At 49.5% G+C, this 19,188-nt stretch carries 20 protein-coding genes; 9 read left to right on the forward strand and 11 right to left on the reverse strand.

Features of this window, described 5'->3' with window-relative positions:
• The first annotated feature begins 215 nt into the window (after positions 1–215).
• From A6301_RS00770 to rlmA, 3 genes are all read left to right on the forward strand, one after another.
• A complete protein-coding gene (locus A6301_RS00770; RefSeq protein ID WP_015730422.1) occupies positions 216–332 on the forward strand; it encodes a DUF2627 domain-containing protein in 117 nt (38 codons plus the stop codon).
• A 41-nt stretch (positions 333–373) separates the two neighbouring features.
• Positions 374–583 carry a transcription antiterminator/RNA stability regulator CspE gene (cspE, locus tag A6301_RS00775; protein WP_005968829.1) on the forward strand — a complete coding sequence of 70 codons (210 nt, stop codon included), beginning with the start codon at positions 374–376 and terminating at the stop codon, positions 581–583.
• Positions 584–690: 107 nt separating this feature from the next.
• Positions 691–1,521 carry a 23S rRNA (guanine(745)-N(1))-methyltransferase gene (rlmA, locus tag A6301_RS00780; RefSeq protein WP_234256879.1) on the forward strand — a complete coding sequence of 277 codons (831 nt, stop codon included), beginning with the start codon at positions 691–693 and terminating at the stop codon, positions 1,519–1,521.
• 66 nt (positions 1,522–1,587) lie between these two features.
• Here rlmA and mntP read toward each other — a convergent pair whose 3' ends face one another.
• The 5 genes from mntP to manX all read right to left on the reverse strand — a co-directional run bounded on the left by mntP (position 1,588) and on the right by manX (position 5,901).
• Positions 1,588–2,160, reverse strand: a complete 573-nt coding sequence (mntP, locus tag A6301_RS00785) for a manganese efflux pump MntP (RefSeq protein WP_107170584.1) — start codon at positions 2,158–2,160, stop codon at positions 1,588–1,590.
• A gap of 412 nt (positions 2,161–2,572) precedes the next feature.
• Entirely contained in the window at positions 2,573–3,031 is a 459-nt protein-coding gene (locus tag A6301_RS00790) for a DUF986 family protein (protein WP_234256880.1), read from the reverse strand.
• A gap of 75 nt (positions 3,032–3,106) precedes the next feature.
• Complete coding sequence (locus A6301_RS00795; protein ID WP_107170582.1) at positions 3,107–3,949, reverse strand: PTS mannose transporter subunit IID; 843 nt, start codon at positions 3,947–3,949, stop codon at positions 3,107–3,109.
• A gap of 14 nt (positions 3,950–3,963) precedes the next feature.
• A complete protein-coding gene (locus A6301_RS00800; protein WP_107170581.1) occupies positions 3,964–4,761 on the reverse strand; it encodes a PTS mannose/fructose/sorbose transporter subunit IIC in 798 nt (265 codons plus the stop codon).
• A gap of 177 nt (positions 4,762–4,938) precedes the next feature.
• Positions 4,939–5,901, reverse strand: a complete 963-nt coding sequence (gene manX / locus A6301_RS00805; RefSeq protein WP_107170580.1) for a PTS mannose transporter subunit IIAB — start codon at positions 5,899–5,901, stop codon at positions 4,939–4,941.
• 568 nt (positions 5,902–6,469) lie between these two features.
• Between manX and A6301_RS00810 the strand changes: the two genes are divergently transcribed.
• The gene (locus A6301_RS00810; protein WP_205542344.1) at positions 6,470–8,026 is read left to right on the forward strand and encodes a TerC family protein; all 1,557 of its coding nucleotides are present in this window, start codon (positions 6,470–6,472) and stop codon (positions 8,024–8,026) included.
• Positions 8,027–8,226: 200 nt separating this feature from the next.
• Here A6301_RS00810 and A6301_RS00815 read toward each other — a convergent pair whose 3' ends face one another.
• Positions 8,227–9,057, reverse strand: coding sequence for an isochorismatase family protein (locus tag A6301_RS00815; protein ID WP_234256881.1), 831 nt, complete (start codon positions 9,055–9,057; stop codon positions 8,227–8,229).
• Between the two features lie 30 nt (positions 9,058–9,087).
• Positions 9,088–9,720 (reverse strand): NADPH-dependent F420 reductase, encoded by a 633-nt coding sequence (locus A6301_RS00820; RefSeq protein WP_234256882.1) that lies wholly within the window; start codon positions 9,718–9,720, stop codon positions 9,088–9,090.
• A gap of 102 nt (positions 9,721–9,822) precedes the next feature.
• On the opposite strand from A6301_RS00820, the gene A6301_RS00825 reads away from it, so the two are divergent.
• The gene (locus A6301_RS00825) at positions 9,823–10,764 is read left to right on the forward strand and encodes a LysR family transcriptional regulator (protein WP_234256883.1); all 942 of its coding nucleotides are present in this window, start codon (positions 9,823–9,825) and stop codon (positions 10,762–10,764) included.
• A gap of 151 nt (positions 10,765–10,915) precedes the next feature.
• On the opposite strand, the gene sdaA is transcribed toward A6301_RS00825, so the two are convergent.
• The 3 genes from sdaA to pabB all read right to left on the reverse strand — a co-directional run bounded on the left by sdaA (position 10,916) and on the right by pabB (position 14,641).
• Complete coding sequence (gene sdaA / locus A6301_RS00830) at positions 10,916–12,280, reverse strand: L-serine ammonia-lyase (RefSeq protein WP_107170578.1); 1,365 nt, start codon at positions 12,278–12,280, stop codon at positions 10,916–10,918.
• A 340-nt stretch (positions 12,281–12,620) separates the two neighbouring features.
• A complete protein-coding gene (locus A6301_RS00835) occupies positions 12,621–13,214 on the reverse strand; it encodes a CoA pyrophosphatase (protein ID WP_107170577.1) in 594 nt (197 codons plus the stop codon).
• Positions 13,211–14,641, reverse strand: coding sequence for an aminodeoxychorismate synthase component 1 (gene pabB, locus A6301_RS00840; RefSeq protein WP_234256884.1), 1,431 nt, complete (start codon positions 14,639–14,641; stop codon positions 13,211–13,213). Before pabB ends, A6301_RS00835 begins: the two co-directional genes overlap by 4 nt.
• 130 nt (positions 14,642–14,771) lie before the next feature.
• Between pabB and A6301_RS00845 the strand changes: the two genes are divergently transcribed.
• Positions 14,772–15,014 (forward strand): YoaH family protein, encoded by a 243-nt coding sequence (locus A6301_RS00845; protein WP_205542347.1) that lies wholly within the window; start codon positions 14,772–14,774, stop codon positions 15,012–15,014.
• A gap of 39 nt (positions 15,015–15,053) precedes the next feature.
• On the opposite strand, the gene A6301_RS00850 is transcribed toward A6301_RS00845, so the two are convergent.
• The gene (locus A6301_RS00850; RefSeq protein ID WP_234256885.1) at positions 15,054–15,398 is read right to left on the reverse strand and encodes a RidA family protein; all 345 of its coding nucleotides are present in this window, start codon (positions 15,396–15,398) and stop codon (positions 15,054–15,056) included.
• A 186-nt stretch (positions 15,399–15,584) separates the two neighbouring features.
• On the opposite strand from A6301_RS00850, the gene A6301_RS00855 reads away from it, so the two are divergent.
• The 3 genes from A6301_RS00855 to A6301_RS00865 all read left to right on the forward strand — a co-directional run bounded on the left by A6301_RS00855 (position 15,585) and on the right by A6301_RS00865 (position 19,045).
• Positions 15,585–17,504, forward strand: a complete 1,920-nt coding sequence (locus A6301_RS00855; RefSeq protein WP_234256886.1) for an ATP-dependent DNA helicase — start codon at positions 15,585–15,587, stop codon at positions 17,502–17,504.
• A 114-nt stretch (positions 17,505–17,618) separates the two neighbouring features.
• The gene (gene tsaB / locus A6301_RS00860) at positions 17,619–18,320 is read left to right on the forward strand and encodes a tRNA (adenosine(37)-N6)-threonylcarbamoyltransferase complex dimerization subunit type 1 TsaB (RefSeq protein WP_234256887.1); all 702 of its coding nucleotides are present in this window, start codon (positions 17,619–17,621) and stop codon (positions 18,318–18,320) included.
• Positions 18,321–18,421: 101 nt separating this feature from the next.
• A complete protein-coding gene (locus A6301_RS00865) occupies positions 18,422–19,045 on the forward strand; it encodes a Slp family lipoprotein (protein ID WP_275900148.1) in 624 nt (207 codons plus the stop codon).
• Positions 19,046–19,188: the final 143 nt, after the last annotated feature.

Consider the following 19,188-nt stretch of genomic DNA (forward strand, 5'->3'; position numbering starts at 1 on the left):
TCGCGTATTTTGTGCGTAATAAAATCTGAAATGTACTTATTGTGTAATGTCAGAACTGGCTTGTTAATATAGGCGTCAATGTGCGCTATCGTGTATTAATGAATCAGTGATGATGTGAATTTGTGCGGCGTGTCCATGACTGGTAAAAAAGGCCTTGCCATCGTTTGCATAGTGTGTAATAACGCTTCTGGGTAAAACGAGGTACAGTTCTGTATATGAATGGCATTTTCAGTAAAGAAGACTTAGGTACAACCTTTAGCGTTGCATGCTACTTCTCTGCCGATCCTTATCTTAGTGCCTCAAGCAGTAACGACTTTGGTTTGTCTGTATAACGCCTTTTGGGCGGTTTAAACAATTAAAGGAAATATTTGAAATGGCAAAGATTAAAGGTCAGGTTAAGTGGTTCAACGAGTCTAAAGGCTTTGGTTTCATCACTCCTGCTGACGGCAGCAAAGATGTATTCGTACACTTCTCTGCAATTCAAGGCAACGGCTTCAAAACTCTGGCTGAAGGCCAGAACGTAGAGTTCGAAATTCAGGATGGCCAGAAAGGTCCTTCTGCAGTAAACGTCACTGCGCTGTAATTTTACAGCTCTGTTGCAAAACCCGCCATGGTGCGGGTTTTTTGTTGTCTGCGTTTTATCTGCACCTGTAATGCAATGAAGACGTGTTTAATGAGGAAAATGTGCCGATGAGTTATCAGTGTCCGCTATGCCAGTTACCTCTGGAGCGACACCCGCGGCAATGGACGTGTGGTAAACATAGCTTTGACTGTGCGAAAGAAGGGTACGTTAACCTGTTGCCAGTACAGTTTAAGCGCTCAAAACAGCCCGGTGATAGCGCTGAAATGATGCAAGCCAGGCGCAGTTTTCTGGAAGCCGGTCACTATCAACCGCTACGCGATGCTGTTGCACAGCATATTGATAATCTTGTGCCGGATGACGCGTCAGCACTGCTGGATATCGGCTGTGGCGAAGGGTATTACACCGCAGAATTGGCCCATCGTCTCATATCGCGCAAGGCGATGGCGATATACGGACTGGATGTTTCCAAAGCAGCGATTCAACGTGCTGCAAAGCGGTATGATCACGTTGAGTTTTGCGTTGCATCCAGCCAGCGGCTACCTTTTCACGACGCATCCCTTGATGCTGTGGTGAAAATCTATGCGCCATGTAATGACGCCGAATTACAGCGTACGGTTAAGATTGGCGGCTGGGTGGTGACGGTGTCCCCAGGACCACGACATCTTTATCAGTTAAAGGCGGAAGTCTACGATGAGGTGCTATTGCATCCAAGCAAAGATGAAGTGCTCGCGGGCTTTCAACTTATAGATCAGCAAACGCTGGCGTATCCGATGCAGTTATCCGGAAACGAGGCATCTGCATTATTGCAAATGACGCCTTTTGCCTGGCGAGCCACGCCTGACGTGAGCGAACGGTTGCAGGCAACTACGCAGTTTAGTTGTGAAACGGATTTTATTATCCGTTTGCATCAGCGCGTTGAGATCGATGCTGGCATGTGACCAGGAAGAGTAAAAACGGGCAGCGTGATGATAGCCGGGCTGCCCGTTGCTATCGATGTGTTTTTATCAAGCAGAGTAGCCGAGGTGTTCATACAAGATATTACAGCCGATACCAATCAGAACCAATCCACCCATAATTTCTGCTTTTTTACCGAGAATCGGACCGATATAGCGGCCAATCATCATCCCAAGCGTAACCATAATCATGGTGGCACAGCCAATGACCATCGCGGTATGGAAAATATTAACCTGAAGAAACGCTAAACCGACACCAATTGCCATGGCATCCAGACTTGTGGCAATCGCTGTGCAGATTAACAGGGCAAGGCTATGGTTTTTGACTTTTTCGCAGCGACAATCTGAAGAACCCTTGAACCCCTCAATGACCATGCGGCCACCGAGAATCAATAACAGCGTAAAAGCAACCCAATGATCCCATTCGAGAATATACTGGCTGGCAAAAAAACCGAGCGCCCAACCGATGAGTGGAGTAATTGCTTCAATAACGCCAAAAATGAGGCCTGTGCGTATCGCATCACGAAAACGGGGATTATGCAGGACGGCACCTTTACCGATTGACGCGGCGAAGGCATCCATTGACATGCCAAATGCTAGGATAAGTGTTGCTGACGTATTCATTGTAAAATAGCCTCGGCTGGACGATTAACCATATACACGCAGATCATCCCCAACCCGAATGACGATACTACGTGTCTATGGTCTCGCCTGCCAATCATGCTTGGCCGCCCGCACCACGTTTTATGCTCCGATAATATGGAGATAGAACGAGTATGTTGATACGAGCATTTCTGAATGTTTACTAATCAGAAATCGGCTACTCCCCAATGACGGCGCAACCTTACCATATTATTTAGGTTGCAAACAACACCAAAAGTTTTAAGTGTTAATAATGCAATTGATAATTATTTTCATTTACTCGTGAGGGATGAAAATCGTATAAAATAACGTCAAGATTGTTGTGGTTAAATTATCATCGAGATAGGGAGAGTATATTGAGAACTATTTAAATAATTTGAATGATAATTTCATTTCATTGATTGTTAATCATAAATTTATATATTTTTTCTAAATCATCGAGCTGTGTAACCTGTATCAATAAGCGACGTTTTTCAAGCTCGATGACCAATACGCCATCCTCAGATAAATTCATATTCTTAATTTTGGTATAAGGAATGAATATATTTGCATAAAAGAAACCGGTTGGTTTAAAAACCAGTTTGGGGCGGCGAATATAGGCCAGATAGCATGCCATGAAGGCCAGCGAAATCAAAAGATAGGTTGTGATAACAGTGCCATTACTCACTACATTTTGATAAATAAGAATACCCACTAAGCCGATAAAAATCAGCGTGTCGAGTCGATTGATCCGCTTCAGGGGGATGAGAAGTTGTGTTTTCCCTTTAAGTTTATCCATGATGAATTCGTCATAGATGGCATAAATCAGTGCTAAAGCAATCAATCCCACCAGCGTGATATCTGTCATCGTCATCCGTATTCCCCTGTCCGTTGTGTCTCCGTTGATAAAGACTAGTCGGGCACACATTGTGCCCGACTAGTATAAACATTACACGCCGAGCAGACCGATCCAATATCCGAAGATACCGATGGCAAAGAAGCCCATAATCAACCACAGCGCGTTCACCTTACGCCGCAATAGCCACATGCAGCCAAACGTCAGCAGTAGCGGAACGAGCCCAGGCATGAGCTGATCGAGGATGGATTGAACGGTGGTTACCGTGGTTTCCCCATTCTGGTTCGTCACTGTCGACACCACCATCGGAATGTTGACGTGAGTCCATTTATTGACCAAGGCTCCCATAACGAACAAACCGAGGATAGACGCCGCCTCGGTCATTTTTTGCAGGAAGCCGCCGCCCATATCGCTAACGATATCGATCCCTTTACGGTAGCCGTAAGCGACGCCATAGTAGCGCACCAGCAGGCGAACCAAATTGAACAGGAGGAAGAAGAGGACAGGCCCTAACAGGCTGCCGCTCATGGCGATCCCGGCACCCAGCGCAGCGAACACCGGACGGGCGGTACCCCAGAATATCGGGTCGCCGACGCCAGCCAGTGGCCCCATCAACCCGACTTTCAGGCCGTTTATTGCCGCGTCATCAATAGGCGCGCCATTAGCGCGTTGCTCTTCCATTGCCATCGTTACGCCGAGTATCGGAGCTGCAACAAAGGGCTGTGTATTGAAGAACTCCAGATGGCGCTTGATCGCCTGTTTACGCTCTTCTGAGTTTTCAGGATAAAGACGGCGAATTACCGGCACCATGGAAAAACAGAAGCCGAGTGCCTGCATACGTTCAAAGTTCCAGGAGCCTTGAAACAGGTTGGAACGGATAAACACCGCGCGGATGTCGCTGTCAGTGAGTTTTTTAACATTCGTATTTTCGACCATTTTTCTCACTCCTGTTAATCCAGTTCGTTATCAAGGCTGTTATTGCCTGATGCAACAGACTGGCCTTGAACCTTGTTATATTTCGGGCTGAGCTGGATATACAGCACCGCCATCACAATACCAATTACGCCCAGCGCCACCAGATTGAACTCAGTGAACGCGGCGGTAACGAAGCCGAGATAGAAGAATGGCATCAGGTAGCCTGCGCGCATCATGTTGATGACCATCGCGTAACCGACGACGACAATCATCCCACCGGCGATATTCAGGCCGTTGGTGACCACCTCTGGGATGGAGTTGAGCAGGGCGTGAACGGCGTCAGTACCGACGGAGACCGCGACAATAACCGCAGGAATCGCAATACGCATGGCTTGAAGCAGTAGCGCGGAGACGTGAATCCAACTGATGGCCGTCAGGTTACCTCGCTCTGCCGCACTGTCTGCCGCATGCTGAAACGCGACCGTGATGGTACGAACAATGATGGTTAATACTTGCCCGGCGGCAGCGAGCGGAATCGCCAGGGCAATCCCGGCACCAATTCCCTGACCACCAGCAATAACCAGAATGGTTGAAATAATGGAGGCCAGCGCCGCATCGGGTGCGACTGCCGCACCAATGTTCATCCAGCCTAATGCGATCATCTCCAGCGTACCGCCAATAATGATCCCGGTTTTTAAATCACCTAATACTGCGCCAATTAGCGTACAAGCGACGAGTGGACGGTGGAACTGGAATTCATCGAGAATCGAACCCATCCCCGAAACACACGCGACGAGAAATATCAGCACAATTTGAAGTGTGGTAATCTCCATCGTACTTCTCCTATAAAATGTGTCTGAGTAAAAATAAATCGGCATACCCGTTGATTTCCTATGTCGACATAAAGCTTTTCAATATCGACATAAAGGCATATCTTGAAAATCGTCAGGTCTATAAAGCTATTATTGATGGTGATGTTAGTGTTAATACCTTTCACATTGCGACAGGTATCAACGCGGCATTTTGTTAATCAAATCCATCATTTTAATCCGGGAATCGGTTGATACTTTCCGAACCTCCAGTTCAATACCGCGTTTATCTAATTCACGGAATGCCGCAATATCTTTTTCATCAATAGAGACAGCATTATTGACCTGTGTTTTCCCCTGTTTAAATGCCATCCCACCAATATTGACTGAAGTGATCTTTACGCCATTCTCGATCAGCGTTAATACATCGGTTGGATTAGTGAATAGCAACATTACGCGATCGGCGGCATATTTCGGGTTGTCATAAACGCGAACGGCTTTTGCCACATCCACGACGTGTGCGGTAACGCCCGGTGGCGCAACCTGAGTCAGCAACGTTTTACGCACGTGATCGGCGGCGACTTCATCGCTGACAACAATAATGCGCGAAACATTGGTTTCTTTCGTCCAGCGGGTGGCGACCTGACCATGAATCAGACGATCATCTATACGTGCCAACCCGATATTCATATGTTCACCGGGTCCTGCCGGTGTGGGAACCGTGTTGGCTTTTGGTATTGGAGAGGAAAGGGGAGCTTTGGCTTTCTCCTGATGTTTTAACGCTTTTACACCCTCTCTGCCAGTTTCCAGAGCGATAGCAACCAGATCGGAAAAGGATGGATTATCATCCCTAGCCATAAAGGTTTCCGCTAGCATGGGAATATTCACGCCGGCGATAACATCATGGTTTTCTTTGTCGGTGACGAGGCGGCTGGCGGCGTTGAACGGGCTGCCGCCCCAGGTATCAACGAGAAACAGCACGCCTTGCGATGTATCTAACTGCGTGAGTTTTTCCTGATATTTTTCTATCAATGTTTCGGCGTTTTCTCCAGGAACGAAATCAATCCAGGCGACATTACGTTGTTCACCAAGAATCATTTCTGCTGTCTTTAACAGCGGTCCCGCAGTGGCGCCGTGAGTGCATAACAGTATGGCAATACTCACTTGCTACCTCCTCACGTTCACGATCAAAAAGAGTCAATGTGTCAGGAAACAGGGTCAACGCTTAGTCGTTCAACGTTAACCGTCGCGGTATTAGTATGGCTGCAAGAAAAATTTTTACCGTGGATTCATGACATTTCACTGTGTTCCTCCAGGTTGTCAGGCGAGAAATCGTGACTGACAGATTTATTTTAGTTATCGAAAAAATAAATAGTGTGATGATGCTCTAATGCTGACCAGTTAAGCAGGGGGGCAAAACGGTGTGGAATCACAAAATTTGAGCGCGTTATCAATGCGAAGCCAGTCTAAGAAATTCTTTGTGAAAAATGGTAACAACCTGTTAGAGTAAACATCCCTTAAATTGCTTAGGAGCACCGGGCATCAGCCCTTCCCATGGACTGTCACCGACAAAACGTTCTCTGTTTCCCCGCTAATGCTGGCGGTTTTCTGCACTCAGTTGGTCACTCAGACCACATTCAGAATCTCTCTGATTCACACCCACTCTTTTTATTACCATTCAATGCGGTTCATGCATTGATGTCATTTGCTCGTTCATTTTCTGGAGTCTGACATGGAATTTTTGCTAGATCCTTCAATCTGGGCAGGCCTATTGACGCTGGTGGTACTTGAAATTGTTCTGGGTATCGACAATTTGGTGTTTATCGCCATTTTGGCGGATAAATTACCTCCTAAGCAGCGAGATAAAGCCCGCATTATCGGTTTAAGCCTGGCGTTATTAATGCGTCTGGGCCTGTTGTCTTTGATTTCCTGGATGGTCACCCTGACGCGTCCACTGTTTAGCGTTGGCGATTTTAGCTTCTCAGGTCGAGACCTGATTCTGCTATTCGGCGGTATGTTCCTCTTGTTCAAAGCCACGATGGAATTGCATGAACGGCTAGAGAATAAAACGCACGACGGCAATGGTAATCGCGCGCATGCCAGCTTCTGGGCTGTGGTAGCGCAGATTGTCGTGCTGGACGCCGTGTTCTCGCTGGATGCCGTCATTACCGCCGTGGGGATGGTGGATCACCTGGGCGTCATGATGACGGCGGTGATCATTGCGATGGGTGTCATGCTGATTGCCTCTAAGCCACTGACCAACTTCGTCAACGAGCACCCAACGGTGGTTGTCCTGTGCCTCAGCTTCTTGCTGATGATTGGTCTGAGCCTAATGGCGGAAGGTTTTGGCTTCCACATACCGAAAGGCTATCTGTATGCAGCGATTGGTTTCTCTATCCTGATCGAACTGTTTAACCAAATTGCCCGTCATAACTTTATGAAGCATCAGTCGCACCGCCCTTTGCGTGAACGTACCGCAGAGGCCATTCTGCGCTTGATGGGCTCACGGAAAAATACGGACGATGTGGATGCGGATGAACCGCAGAAGAAACTCACGACAGAGGAATTCGCCGAAGAAGAGCGCAATATGATCAGCGGTGTGCTGACGTTAGCCTCACGTTCGCTGCGTAGCGTGATGACGCCGCGTACTGAAATTTCCTGGGTGGATAGCGCGAGTTCTGTCGAACAGATCCGTATGCAATTGCTAGATACGCCTCACAGCCTGTTCCCAATATGTCGCGGTTCTCTGGATGAAATTATCGGTGTCGTCCGTGCCAAAGATCTGCTGGTAGCGCTGGAAACGCAAACCGATGTGGAAAGCTTTGCCGCGGCTAATCCGCCGATTGTCGTACCCGAAACGCTGGATGTCATTAACCTGCTGCCAGTTTTGCGTCGTGCGAAAGGCAGTCTGGTTATCATCACCAACGAGTTTGGCGTGGTACAAGGGCTGGTTACGCCGCTGGACGTGCTGGAAGCCATCGCGGGTGAGTTCCCGGATGAAGACGAAACGCTGGATATCATCCCAGATGGCGAAGGGTGGTTAGTGAAAGGCGGAACAGATCTGCACGCTCTGCAACAGGTAGTGGATAGTAGCGATCTGGTTGATCCAAAGGAAGAGTATGCGTCGTTGGCAGGCATGCTGTTGGCGCACAGCGATGAATTCCCGAAAGTCGGTGAGATCATCGAGTTGCACCGCCTGCGTTTCCATATCATCGATGTTTCCGAATACCGTATTGAACTGGTGCGTGTAGAACGCATTGTCGATCGGGAAGAGGATAAAGACGCGTAATTAGCGTGTTGTGAGTTGATTTGCAAAAGAAAGCCCCGCCAATGATTTGGTGTAATACCAGTCGGTTGAGTGTATTGGTACGTTTCTGCGAGTCATAAACAATCTGGAATCAGGTCTCTGATTCCAGATGAACGGCGTGATGATTACACCCTGTGAGCGGTGCGCTGACAGGGTGTTTATTCGCTTGGTTCTGATGTATATTACTTCACCACGTTGAACGGGTCTGGAACGGTATGTTGGTTAGCATTGTTCCAATAGTTCTGTAATACCCAGCCATATTCTGGCAATCCATTGATAAATGGAGGAAGCATCGCGTCAGCGGTTGGGTTTTTCCAGTCTGCCTGCAACTCTGCACCAAGTGCAAACACGCTTTCAAGCTCAGCGCCTGCCGCTGTCATTCTCTGCATTGCGGCATCTGCTTCGTATTTGCTCCATGCGCCAGATGCATCAACAACGGGATACACTTGGTACCCATCATTTATCATTGCCAACGTCGGTAAGGTTACACACGTTCCCAATGTGACACCGGAAATGATAATGTGTCGACGCCCAGTTTTAGCCACTAAATCTTCTAAAGCTTTACGGAACGTCGGATCTTCATAAGCATTGATAATACCAGTACGGCGATAAATCGGCTGATCTTTGAATATTTCCTTCAATTCCGGCAGCGTATCGCCATTTTGCCATTGCGCATTGGAACTTGTAATTAATACGGGAATATTTAATGCCTTCGCCATCTGCGCTAAGGCAATAACATTATTTTTATAGCCTGATGCCTGTTGAAAATCTCGAACGCTAGCCATCAACCCCACCTGGTGATCGACAAATAACATAATGCTATTTTCAGGCGTCGGTTTATCATAAGCCACGCGACCTGCTTTACGTGCGTCTGAAGGGCTTGTTTTATATGGTAAAACTTTGTTCGTAATAGGACTAACAATATCGGTTGATTTCTGTTCCGCAAAAGAAAATGAAGAAACACAAAGTATTGTTAAAGCGAGAGAGAGTTGAGTCAATTTTGTACGTGGCATAGTTATCCCGAGAAAATAATAAATAGTGATTTAAATACGACTAATCCAAGTCGGCGCAATTTGAGTGCCTTTATTTGCACCGTACCCAAAATAAATATTGAGTCCGCCAAGCGGCTCCAGATAACGTGAATTTTTTAGGCCACCGGAATATATAGGAGAGAACCCTATACTTTCGATTAATTCGCGGACAGATTCTTTTGCGGATTCGCTATCTGTGGCATAAAAAGCAGGGACAGTGGCATTTTGGGCGAATTTTGCCCCTTCTGACAAAACTTGAGCAAAAATGGTGTTAAATGCTTTAACAACAATAGCCTCCGGAACCATTTTTGCGATTTCTTCTCCTGCCGAGGTGTTATGCCCAAGGGTTAGTCCCATGTAATCGGCTGTGAGTGGGTTGGTTATATCCACAATCACTTTCCCTTTTAGATCGCCAAGCGAGCGTAATGCGGAGTGCGTATCGTTGTAACCTACCGCCAAAATCGCTATGTCTGAATCCTGCAACGCGTTACCAGACTCGACTGCCACAGCCCCCGGATATTGAGCTGCAAGCGCTCTGGCTTTTGTGAGATCGCGCGCGGTTACACGGACTTCATGCCCAGCCAAGGTAAGTTGCTTGACGAACCCCTGTCCCATATTTCCAGTACCTATAACGGCAATTCTCATTGTGTAATCCTCGTATAATAAAAGTATCCAAGACACTTTATTAGTAATGTTGATAATGATAAATAAGGGATAAATAGATATATTGTCTCTCTGGAGGAGACTATGGATAAATTGCAAGCGATGACGACTTTTGTGGCGGTAGTTAAAGCAGGAAGTTTTGTCAAAGCGGTAGAAAGTACGGGGTTTTCTAAACCGGCAGTATCACGGCAGGTTATTGAACTTGAGAAGTTTTTGGGCGTGAGATTACTTCACCGTACCACCCGGCGTATTTCTTTGACGAGTGAGGGTCAGACTTATTATCAACGCTGTAAAGAGGTGTTATCGGTTATCGAGGAGGCCGAAAACCAAGTTTGCGCACGAGCCAGTCAAGCACATGGGCGTTTGCGAATCGGTGTACCGCAGGATTTCGGTGTACTTCAATTGGCTCCGCTATGGGGACAGTTTATGGATAGAAATCCGAAAGTTGAGCTTGATATTGTTCTTTCTGATCGTAACGTCGATCCAGTGGAAGAAGGCTACGACTTAGTGGTTCGCATCGGCAATTTACCTGATTCAACGCTGGTATCCTCTCTGTTGGCAACAACGCGTCTGATATTGTGCGCCTCACCCGAATACCTTCGCTTACGGGGGACACCAACACACCCGACAGACTTAGATGAACATGTAGTCATTGCTTATAGTTATAACGCCAGTGGCAACGAATGGCTATTCTGCAAAGAAAAAAGAGAACAGATAAAAGTTAGCACCCATCCGCGTCTCAATGTTAATAGTGGCGCAACATGCCGACTTCTCGCTATCGAGAGCCAAGGGATAATCTTGCAACCAGATTTTCTGGTACACAGTGATATTATAAAAGGGAAATTAGTCGAAATTATCCCGGAATGGCAAGCGCAAACACTGGAAATACATGCCCTTTACCCTACACGTGTCCTATTGCCCCTCAAAGTGCAGCTTTTACGTGATTTTTTATCTGACTCTTTACGTCCCAAGCCATGGTTATCGCCCGCTTATGACCCGTGGGAAAAATTGTTAACAGGAAACTGAATGTTCAATCATTGAATATCTGCCTATTACGACAAATAGCGCTTTATGATTAAGAAGGCTTTATTAAATAAATTGAATTTTCAGAGGTAGCCAGAAGGTGTGGGAAAGGATAGCGGGGATACCCCGCCTCCTGTTTGATCGCCTAATTCTTTTAATCGCACTGTACTTTGATCGCCAACCCGCCTCGTGAAGTTTCGCGGTATTTGGCGTTCATGTCTTTCCCTGTTTCGTACATGGTTTCAATCACCTTATCTAGCGAAACGCGTGGTTCACTGGTGCGTCGGGTGGCCATACGTGCGGCGTTAATCGCCTTAACGGAAGCAATCGCGTTACGTTCGATGCACGGAACCTGTACCTGACCTGCAACAGGATCGCAGGTTAAGCCTAAGTTGTGTTCCATACCGATCTCGGCGGCGATGCAAACCTGTTCAGGACTCGCGCCCATCAGCTCTGCCAGCCCAGCCGCGGCCATGGAGCAGGCCACGCCCACTTCGCCTTGACAACCCACTTCGGCACCGGAGATAGAGGCGTTCATTTTGTACAAAATGCCGACCGCACCAGCAGCGAGGAAATAACGAATATAAATGGTCGGGCTAACGGGTTCGATGAAGTGATCGTAATAGGCAAGAACAGCAGGAACGATACCGCACGCGCCGTTTGTTGGTGCGGTAACCACTCGGCCACCTGCGGCGTTTTCTTCGTTCACTGCTAGCGCGAACATATTAACCCAGTCGACGACGTTCATCGGATCGTTGGACAACTTATCGGAAGACACCAGCATACGACGCAGCGCAGAGGCGCGGCGTGGTACGCGCAGTGGCCCGGGCAAAACGCCTTCGGTGTTGATACCGCGATCGATACAGGCACGCATTGTTTGCCAAATATCGGCAAAGTACGCATCAATATCCTGGCGGCTGTGCAACGCCAGCTCGTTACGCATTACCATGCCGGAAAGTGACAGGCCGCTCTGCTTGCAGTGTTCCAACATCTCTTTGGCAGAATGGAAGGTATAAGGCACGGAGACGTCGGTGGTGGCGTCTTTACCAAAATTCTCTGCATCGACGATGAAACCGCCACCGATGGAGTAATAGGTTTTGCTATAAATTTCTTTATTGCTGGCAAAGGCGGTGATCGTCATGCCATTTTCGTGCAGCGGCAAATTCTCGCTGCGAAAAACCATGCCGCCTTCACGAGGGAAATCCACCTCGTGCTGCCCGTTAGCCAGCAGCAGACGTTCGCGTTGCTCAACATCGCGGATAAAGCCGGGGATGGCATCAATATCAACGGTATCTGGCATGTTACCCGCCAGACCCATGATGATAGCGATATCCGTATGGTGGCCTTTACCCGTCAGCGACAGCGATCCATAAACGTCAACGGCAATGCGCGTGGTCGCGGTCAGTAAATTTTGGTTGATCAATTCATCGACAAATTGCTTACCGGCTTTCATAGGTCCAACCGTATGAGAGCTAGAGGGGCCAATACCGATCTTAAACATGTCGAAAACACTTATCACACCAAACTCCTCAAAGAGTCAGGGCAGTATCCACAATTCTCTGGTTGCCAGTTTTTGGCTCTGGCGAAACATGATCTGAATTGTAGTGGATATATACCCAAAGATTAGAATAAAACTCGTCAAATCGCGCTATTGTAGTGTGGAATATGTCGTGTGGCTTTCTTTTTCGCATGAAATAAACTTATGCCAATACATAATTTAACTTATCTCAAATGTGAGGTAAGTCATTGTAAAGTCTATACATGAATGGTTTTTGTCCGGCGAAAATGTTTTTAAAGTAGGGATAATTAGTGGGGGAAAAGAAGTGTTGCGCTAAAAGCCGCCAGCGGCGGCCTTGGACTTAGGGGCTGTCGGAAATTTGTAACGCAAGCTGGTGGATGATGGCGGCGGTCAATCCCCAGACAAACTGCTGCTGATACCAGGAGAGATAAACCCGATGCCGTTGCTGTTTACGCTCGATATCCAACGGGTAATAGCGCGTTAGCGCGAAAGCTTCGTCCAGTGGCATTTCAAACAGCTCGGAGACTTCATCTTCATTAGGGTGAAAGCGAGTTTGTGCTGTGATCAACCCGATGACTGGCGTGACCTGAAAGCCACTGACGCTGTCCAACGGCGGTAAGACGCCCAACACCTGAACATTCTCCGGTGGGATTGCCACTTCTTCCTGCGCTTCACGCAGCGCGGTTTCGATGATCGAACGATCCGTTTTATCTGCCGCACCGCCGGGGAACGCCACTTGCCCGGCATGCTTACGCAGGTCGACAGACCGCCGGGTCAAGAGCAGAGTGGGTGCAGGGTGACAGATAATCGGCACCAGAACCGCCGCCTGACGCTGTTGATGCACTGGCCGTAGCGGTGGAGGAAGCTGTAACTGAAAGCGCGTAATAAAGTCATTCAACGCAAACGCCGCAGGCGGCAAGGCGATCTCACTCATTTGTTTAGTACCTGAATTATCTGGGAATCCTCCAGCAACGGAAGAATACGGCCCACTTTATCAAACGTTTCCTGATATTCCGCCTGTTCCTGACTGTCGGCAACAATACCGCCGCCCGCCCAGCAGTAGATTTTGCCGCGTTCTGTCAATAACGTCCTGATGGTGATGTTGGTATCCATCGTTCCGCACTGGCTAATGTAGCCGATACTGCCGCAGTAGGCATTGCGTCGCTGAGGCTCTAGCTCCTCAATAACCTGCATGGCGCGGATTTTTGGTGCGCCAGTGATCGACCCTCCGGGGAAACAGGCGCGTAGCAACGTGGTTGCGGGGCAATTTTCGGGTAGTTGTGCTTCAATCGTGCTGACCAGATGGTGTACTGCGGGAAAAGGCTCGACGACGAACAACTCAGGTACGCGAACGCTGCCCGGAACCGCCACGCGACCGATATCATTACGCAGGAGATCGACAATCATCAGGTTTTCTGCGCGATCTTTCTCTGAATTGGCAAGCCGCGCCGCCTGCTGTTTATCAGCGTCTGAATCTGCGAGACGCGGTAATGTGCCTTTAATCGGACGCGTTTGAATATGGTTGTTTTCAAGCCAGAGAAAGCGTTCCGGCGACACGCTGATCACGGTATTCTCTGGCAAGCGTAGAAAGGCAGAGAAGGGCGCTTTATTTCCTGCGGATAGCTGTAAAAATGCCTGCCATTCATCGCCTTCGTAAGCTGTAGAAAAACGCTGTGCCAGATTAACCTGATAACAATCCCCCGCCAGAAGATAGTCCTGTATTTTGCGGAATTTCTCTCCGTACGCGCTGCGTGACATATTCGACTGCCAGGCGTCGGTGAGTTTGAAATCGGCTTTCGGGGCGTTAACTGGCGGGTTAGCTAGCCAGTCGAGCCGTGTCTGAAGGGAATGATGTACGATCAGCGTTAACGTTTTCCGATGATGGTCGGCAACCAGCGCCCAGTCATATAGACCCACAGCCATATCTGGCAAATCAATGTCCCGTTCGGCCTGTACGGGCAGCGTTTCAATCTGGCGTCCCAAATCATAGCCGAACAGACCTAACGCGCCGCCCTGAAAGGGAAAATCAGGGTGTGATTCGACGGGTAACGACAGCGTATCCAACTGCTGTTGCAGCAGGATAAACGGATCACCCTCGATGGTTTTCGTTACACTGTCACTTATAATTTCCGTTTTGTCTCCGCGCGTACACAGCGTGATGCGCGGGTCAGCGACCATGATGTCAAAGCGATTGTGCGGATGATCGGCAAACCCAGAATGCAGTAGCATAGCCCACGGTTGTTGGGAAAAAGGGGCAAAGCGATCGAGCAGCACATTCGGGTAATATGGCAGCGCGTGATAGAGAACGGCGGAGCCCGAATCGCTGGTATTGATCTCGTGAATCGTGTTGGCGGCAATCATGTTTTCGTGTGGTATCTATAGAGTGTCGTGTCGATTTTACTGCCTACAGCGTACCATAAAGCAGAAATACTGGTGTATCTCAAAGCGGGCGTGCGATGATATGCGTGAATTTATTAATCAGGAAATAATCATGATTGCAGGTATGCCCGCGCTGACACATAAACAACAGCAAGATGCCGTAGAGCGCATTCAGGAACTGATGTCTGAGGGCATGAGCAGTGGTCAGGCTATCGCGCTCGTTGCAGCCGAAATCCGCGAAAATCATCAGGGTGGCAGCGTCGCGGTGATGTTTGACGAAGACGATGACGACACAGTTAATGACAACGATGATGAACATCATTTTGACGATGGTGAAGAGGAGGATGAGCAGTAACTGCCATCCTCTTCGTTAGGGTATTAATGATAGGGCGGTTTATACCGCGGCAATCGCTTTTATTTCGACTTTAAATTTCGGATGCATCAACTTCGCCTGCACGGTGCAGCGCACCGGCGCGCTGCCAGCCACGATCCAGGCATCCCACGCTGCGTTCATCGCGGCGAAATCATCGGCGTCGGCGAGAAAAATCGTCACATCCAGCAGTTTGCTCTTATCTGTTCCCGCGTGTGCCAGGATCGCATCCAACGCGCCCAGCGCGTTTTCCGTCTGTGACTGAGCGTCGTCATCCAGATTCTCTGGCACGCTGGTGTAATAGAGCGTGTTGTTATAGATAACGGCGTCTGACCAGCGTGCTTCAGGATGAATTCGTGTGATCGCCATGGGTGAAGTTTCTCCTAACGTAATAAAAGCGAATTGCCAAGCCTAACACAGCGGGCGTCGGCCCGCTTTCCTGATTTAAGGTGGTAGCGCCGAGCGACTATTGGCATAATCAGCGCGATATTTTTGCCGCGACCAGAAACGGTTAGGGGCGACAGAGAACGTATTCCTTTGAGAAAGAGAGTTGGCGTGACGAACGATCGGGTAATCGATGATTTTGCTAATGACGGCGCGCTGGCGAAAGCGATCACTGGCTTCAGGCCTCGTGAACCACAGCGACAGATGGCGCATGCCGTCATGCGGGCCATCGATGATAAAACGGCACTGGTGGTGGAAGCGGGAACCGGAACGGGTAAAACCTATGCTTACCTCGCGCCCGCCTTGCGATCAGATAAAAAAGTCATCATTTCAACCGGGTCTAAAGCGTTACAGGATCAACTCTATAGCCGCGATTTGCCGACGATTGCGCAGGCGCTGAAGTACAAAGGCAAGTTAGCGCTACTGAAAGGCCGCTCGAATTATCTCTGTCTGGAACGGCTCGAACAGCAGTCGCTGGGGGGCGGTGATTTACCCGCCGAAACATTGAGCGAACTGGTCAGGCTGCGAGGATGGTCGTCGGAAACAACGGAAGGTGATGTCACGACCTGTTCGGGCGTAGCGGAAGACAGCGTGATTTGGCCATTAGTGACCAGCACCAACGATAACTGTCTGGGTAGCGACTGCCCGCATTATAAAGAGTGCTTCGTGGTGAAAGCACGACGCAAAGCGATGGATGCCGATATCGTGGTGGTTAACCATCATCTTTATTTGGCAGACATGGTGGTGAAGGAAACCGGTTTTGCGGAGCTGATCCCAGAAAGTGACGTCGTGATTTTCGATGAAGCCCATCAAATTCCTGATATCGCCAGTCAATATTTCGGTCAGCAACTTTCCAGCCGTCAACTGCTGGATTTGGCAAAAGACATCATCATTGCATACCGCACCGAAGTACGCGACGCCTCTCAGCTACAGAAAAGTGCCGATCGCCTGACGCAAAGTACGCAGGATTTTCGGTTGGCGCTGGGCGATCCGGGGTTTCGCGGTAACTTACGCGATGTGCTCGAACAGCCGTCGCTTCAGCGTGCTTTGGTACTGCTGGATGATGCGCTGGAGCTGTGTTACGACGTCGCGAAACTATCACTGGGGCGTTCTGCGCTGCTGGATGCCGCCTTTGAACGTGCCACGCTTTACCGCAATCGACTAAAACGGCTGAAAGACGTCCAGTTACCGGGATACAGCTACTGGTATGAATGTAATTCGCGCCATTTTGTGTTGGCACTGACGCCGTTGTCCGTCGCCGATCGTTTTCGTGAATTGATAAAAGAGAAGCCTGCGGCCTGGGTGTTTACCTCTGCGACCTTGTCTGTTAACGATCAACTCTTTCACTTCACGGATAGACTGGGGTTGGATAACGCGAACACGCTCCTGTTACCTAGCCCGTTTGATTATGCCAATCAGGCACTGCTCTGTGTCCCTCGTAACTTGCCGGAAACCAATCGCCCCGGTGCGGCGAAAAGGCTGGTGACGATGCTGCGGCCGCTGATTGAAGCGAATCAGGGGCGCTGCTTTATGCTATGCACCTCGCATCAGATGATGCGCGATTTAGCCGCCGAGTTCCGTGCTACGCTGACGCTACCGGTGCTGTTGCAGGGTGAAACGGGCAAGGCGCAGTTGCTGTCGCAGTTTGTGTCGGCGGGAAATGCGTTGCTGGTGGCGACCAGCAGCTTCTGGGAAGGGGTGGATGTGCGCGGTGATACGCTCTCCTGCGTTATTATCGATAAACTGCCGTTTACTTCACCGGATGACCCGCTGCTGAAAGCGCGTATAGAAGACTGTCGCCTGCGCGGCGGTGAACCGTTCGACGATGTACAGGTTCCCGATGCGGTGATTACGTTGAAACAGGGCGTAGGCCGCCTCATCCGTGATGTTGAGGATCGCGGTGTGATTGTGATTTGTGATAATCGACTGGTGATGCGGCCGTATGGTGCCGTATTTCTTAACAGCTTACCGCCGACACCACGTACCCGCGATATTCAGCAAGCGATTACTTTCCTGACGAGTAGCACCTAATCTCCGTTGATGATTGCCGTATGGCCTGACCGGTGGCGGGAAGGGCTGCGGCACGACAGGGGCTTATGCTATGATGCGGGTTATTAAGATTTATTTATCCTGCCTGAGGTTGGCATGTCTACGCGAATTCTAGCGCTTGATACCGCAACGGAAGCCTGTTCCGTCGCACTCTGGAATGACGGTGAAATTCATTCCCTGTTTGAAATTTGTCCCCGTGAACACACACAACGTATTCTGCCGATGGTTCAGCAGGTGCTGGCCGACAGCGGCCTGACGCTCAAGGATCTTGATGCGCTGGCCTTTGGTCAGGGGCCGGGAAGTTTTACCGGTGTGCGGATTGGTATCGGCATTGCACAAGGGTTGGCGCTGGGCGCAGATTTACCGCTGCTCGGCGTATCGTCACTGGCGGCGATGGCGCAGGGCGCTTTTCGCCAGAGACAGGCGACCCACGTGCTGGCTGCCATCGATGCGCGGATGGGAGAAGTCTACTGGGGCTGTTATCAGCGCGATGCTGACGGCTGTTGGCAGGGCGAGTCCGAAGAAGCGGTATTGAAACCTGAACAGGTGCAGGCGTTAACGGTTGCGCTGTCAGGCGAATGGACCACGGTAGGAACCGGATGGGAAACCTATCCAGAATTGGTCAAGCATCCATCGTTGGTATTAACGACGGGGGGTGTGCTGTTGCCGCAGGCACAGGACATGCTGCCGTTGGCCTGTCAGCTATGGCAGGCAGGAAAAGCGGTCAGCGTCGAGAATGCGCAACCTCGCTACCTGCGCAATGAAGTGACCTGGAAAAAGCTGCCGGGCCGCGAGTAGGTAGCGCGTACATTTTTGCGTGACGTATAACGGGAATAAACAGCAACTTATTCGATGCCGAGCAGTCTAATTATCAGATGTCTGGTAGAGGGGGTTGTGCCATGCGTGTACAGATAAAAAGTATGCAAATGAAAAGTCTGTATCTGAATCAGAAAAAAGCACGCCTCTGTATAGTGGCGGCTACAGCGCTGCTGCTGTCAGGCTGTGTCACAGTGCCGGATGCCATTAAAGGCACGTCGCCAACGCCGCAGGATGATCTGGTGCGCGTGATGAATGCGCCGCAGATTTATGTTGGTCAGGAGTCACGCTTTGGTGGGCGAGTGGTCAGCATCCGCAATGAAGCGAATAAAACGCGTCTGGAAATTGCCAGTATGCCGCTGGATAGCGGGGCGAAACCGCTGTTGGATATGCCGTCAGAAGGCCGCTTTATTGCTTATGTGAATCGCTTTCTGGAACCTGTCGATTTTAAAGATCAACTGGTGACCGTGGTTGGGCCGATTGTTGGTACCGAACAGGGCGCGATTGGTGATAAACCTTATCGCTATGTCGTGGTCGATGCGCAAGGCTACAAACGCTGGAATGTCGTGCAGCGTCTGATGGTGCCGCCCGGTGGTTATGGCCCGTGGGGATGGCGTGCAGGTTACCGTTATGGCTGGGGGCCAGGATGGGGATTTGACGGCGGTTGGCCCGGTCCGGCGCGGATTGAGAATATCGTGACAGAATAAGCGTAGGGCTATTTTACTTGTCATTTTGAACCTGGGTAGGCTCTAAAATTATTTCGTTCGACGTAAAGAGATCAGGCGACGCAGGTCGCCTGATTTTTTTTGAATAAAGAATAAATTAGTGATCGTTCTCGCAACCTTAACAT

It is taken from the genome of Pectobacterium sp. IFB5596 (assembly GCF_021432585.1).
Lineage (GTDB): Bacteria > Pseudomonadota > Gammaproteobacteria > Enterobacterales > Enterobacteriaceae > Pectobacterium > Pectobacterium punjabense.

Bases quoted from the DNA above. Each gene is read 5' to 3' on its own strand.
- A6301_RS00815 (WP_234256881.1), bottom strand. From the start codon at position 9,057: ATGCCACGTACAAAATTGACTCAACTCTCTCTCGCTTTAACAATACTT.
- A6301_RS00770 (WP_015730422.1), top strand. From the start codon at position 216: ATGAATGGCATTTTCAGTAAAGAAGACTTAGGTACAACCTTTAGCGTT.
- A6301_RS00810 (WP_205542344.1), top strand. From the start codon at position 6,470: ATGGAATTTTTGCTAGATCCTTCAATCTGGGCAGGCCTATTGACGCTG.
- A6301_RS00800 (WP_107170581.1), bottom strand. From the start codon at position 4,761: ATGGAGATTACCACACTTCAAATTGTGCTGATATTTCTCGTCGCGTGT.
- cspE (WP_005968829.1), top strand. From the start codon at position 374: ATGGCAAAGATTAAAGGTCAGGTTAAGTGGTTCAACGAGTCTAAAGGC.
- pabB (WP_234256884.1), bottom strand. From the start codon at position 14,641: ATGATTGCCGCCAACACGATTCACGAGATCAATACCAGCGATTCGGGC.
- rlmA (WP_234256879.1), top strand. From the start codon at position 691: ATGAGTTATCAGTGTCCGCTATGCCAGTTACCTCTGGAGCGACACCCG.
- A6301_RS00790 (WP_234256880.1), bottom strand. From the start codon at position 3,031: ATGACGATGACAGATATCACGCTGGTGGGATTGATTGCTTTAGCACTG.
- A6301_RS00835 (WP_107170577.1), bottom strand. From the start codon at position 13,214: ATGAGTGAGATCGCCTTGCCGCCTGCGGCGTTTGCGTTGAATGACTTT.
- A6301_RS00845 (WP_205542347.1), top strand. From the start codon at position 14,772: ATGATTGCAGGTATGCCCGCGCTGACACATAAACAACAGCAAGATGCC.
- A6301_RS00865 (WP_275900148.1), top strand. From the start codon at position 18,422: ATGCGTGTACAGATAAAAAGTATGCAAATGAAAAGTCTGTATCTGAAT.
- mntP (WP_107170584.1), bottom strand. From the start codon at position 2,160: ATGAATACGTCAGCAACACTTATCCTAGCATTTGGCATGTCAATGGAT.
- A6301_RS00795 (WP_107170582.1), bottom strand. From the start codon at position 3,949: ATGGTCGAAAATACGAATGTTAAAAAACTCACTGACAGCGACATCCGC.
- tsaB (WP_234256887.1), top strand. From the start codon at position 17,619: ATGTCTACGCGAATTCTAGCGCTTGATACCGCAACGGAAGCCTGTTCC.
- A6301_RS00850 (WP_234256885.1), bottom strand. From the start codon at position 15,398: ATGGCGATCACACGAATTCATCCTGAAGCACGCTGGTCAGACGCCGTT.
- A6301_RS00820 (WP_234256882.1), bottom strand. From the start codon at position 9,720: ATGAGAATTGCCGTTATAGGTACTGGAAATATGGGACAGGGGTTCGTC.
- A6301_RS00825 (WP_234256883.1), top strand. From the start codon at position 9,823: ATGGATAAATTGCAAGCGATGACGACTTTTGTGGCGGTAGTTAAAGCA.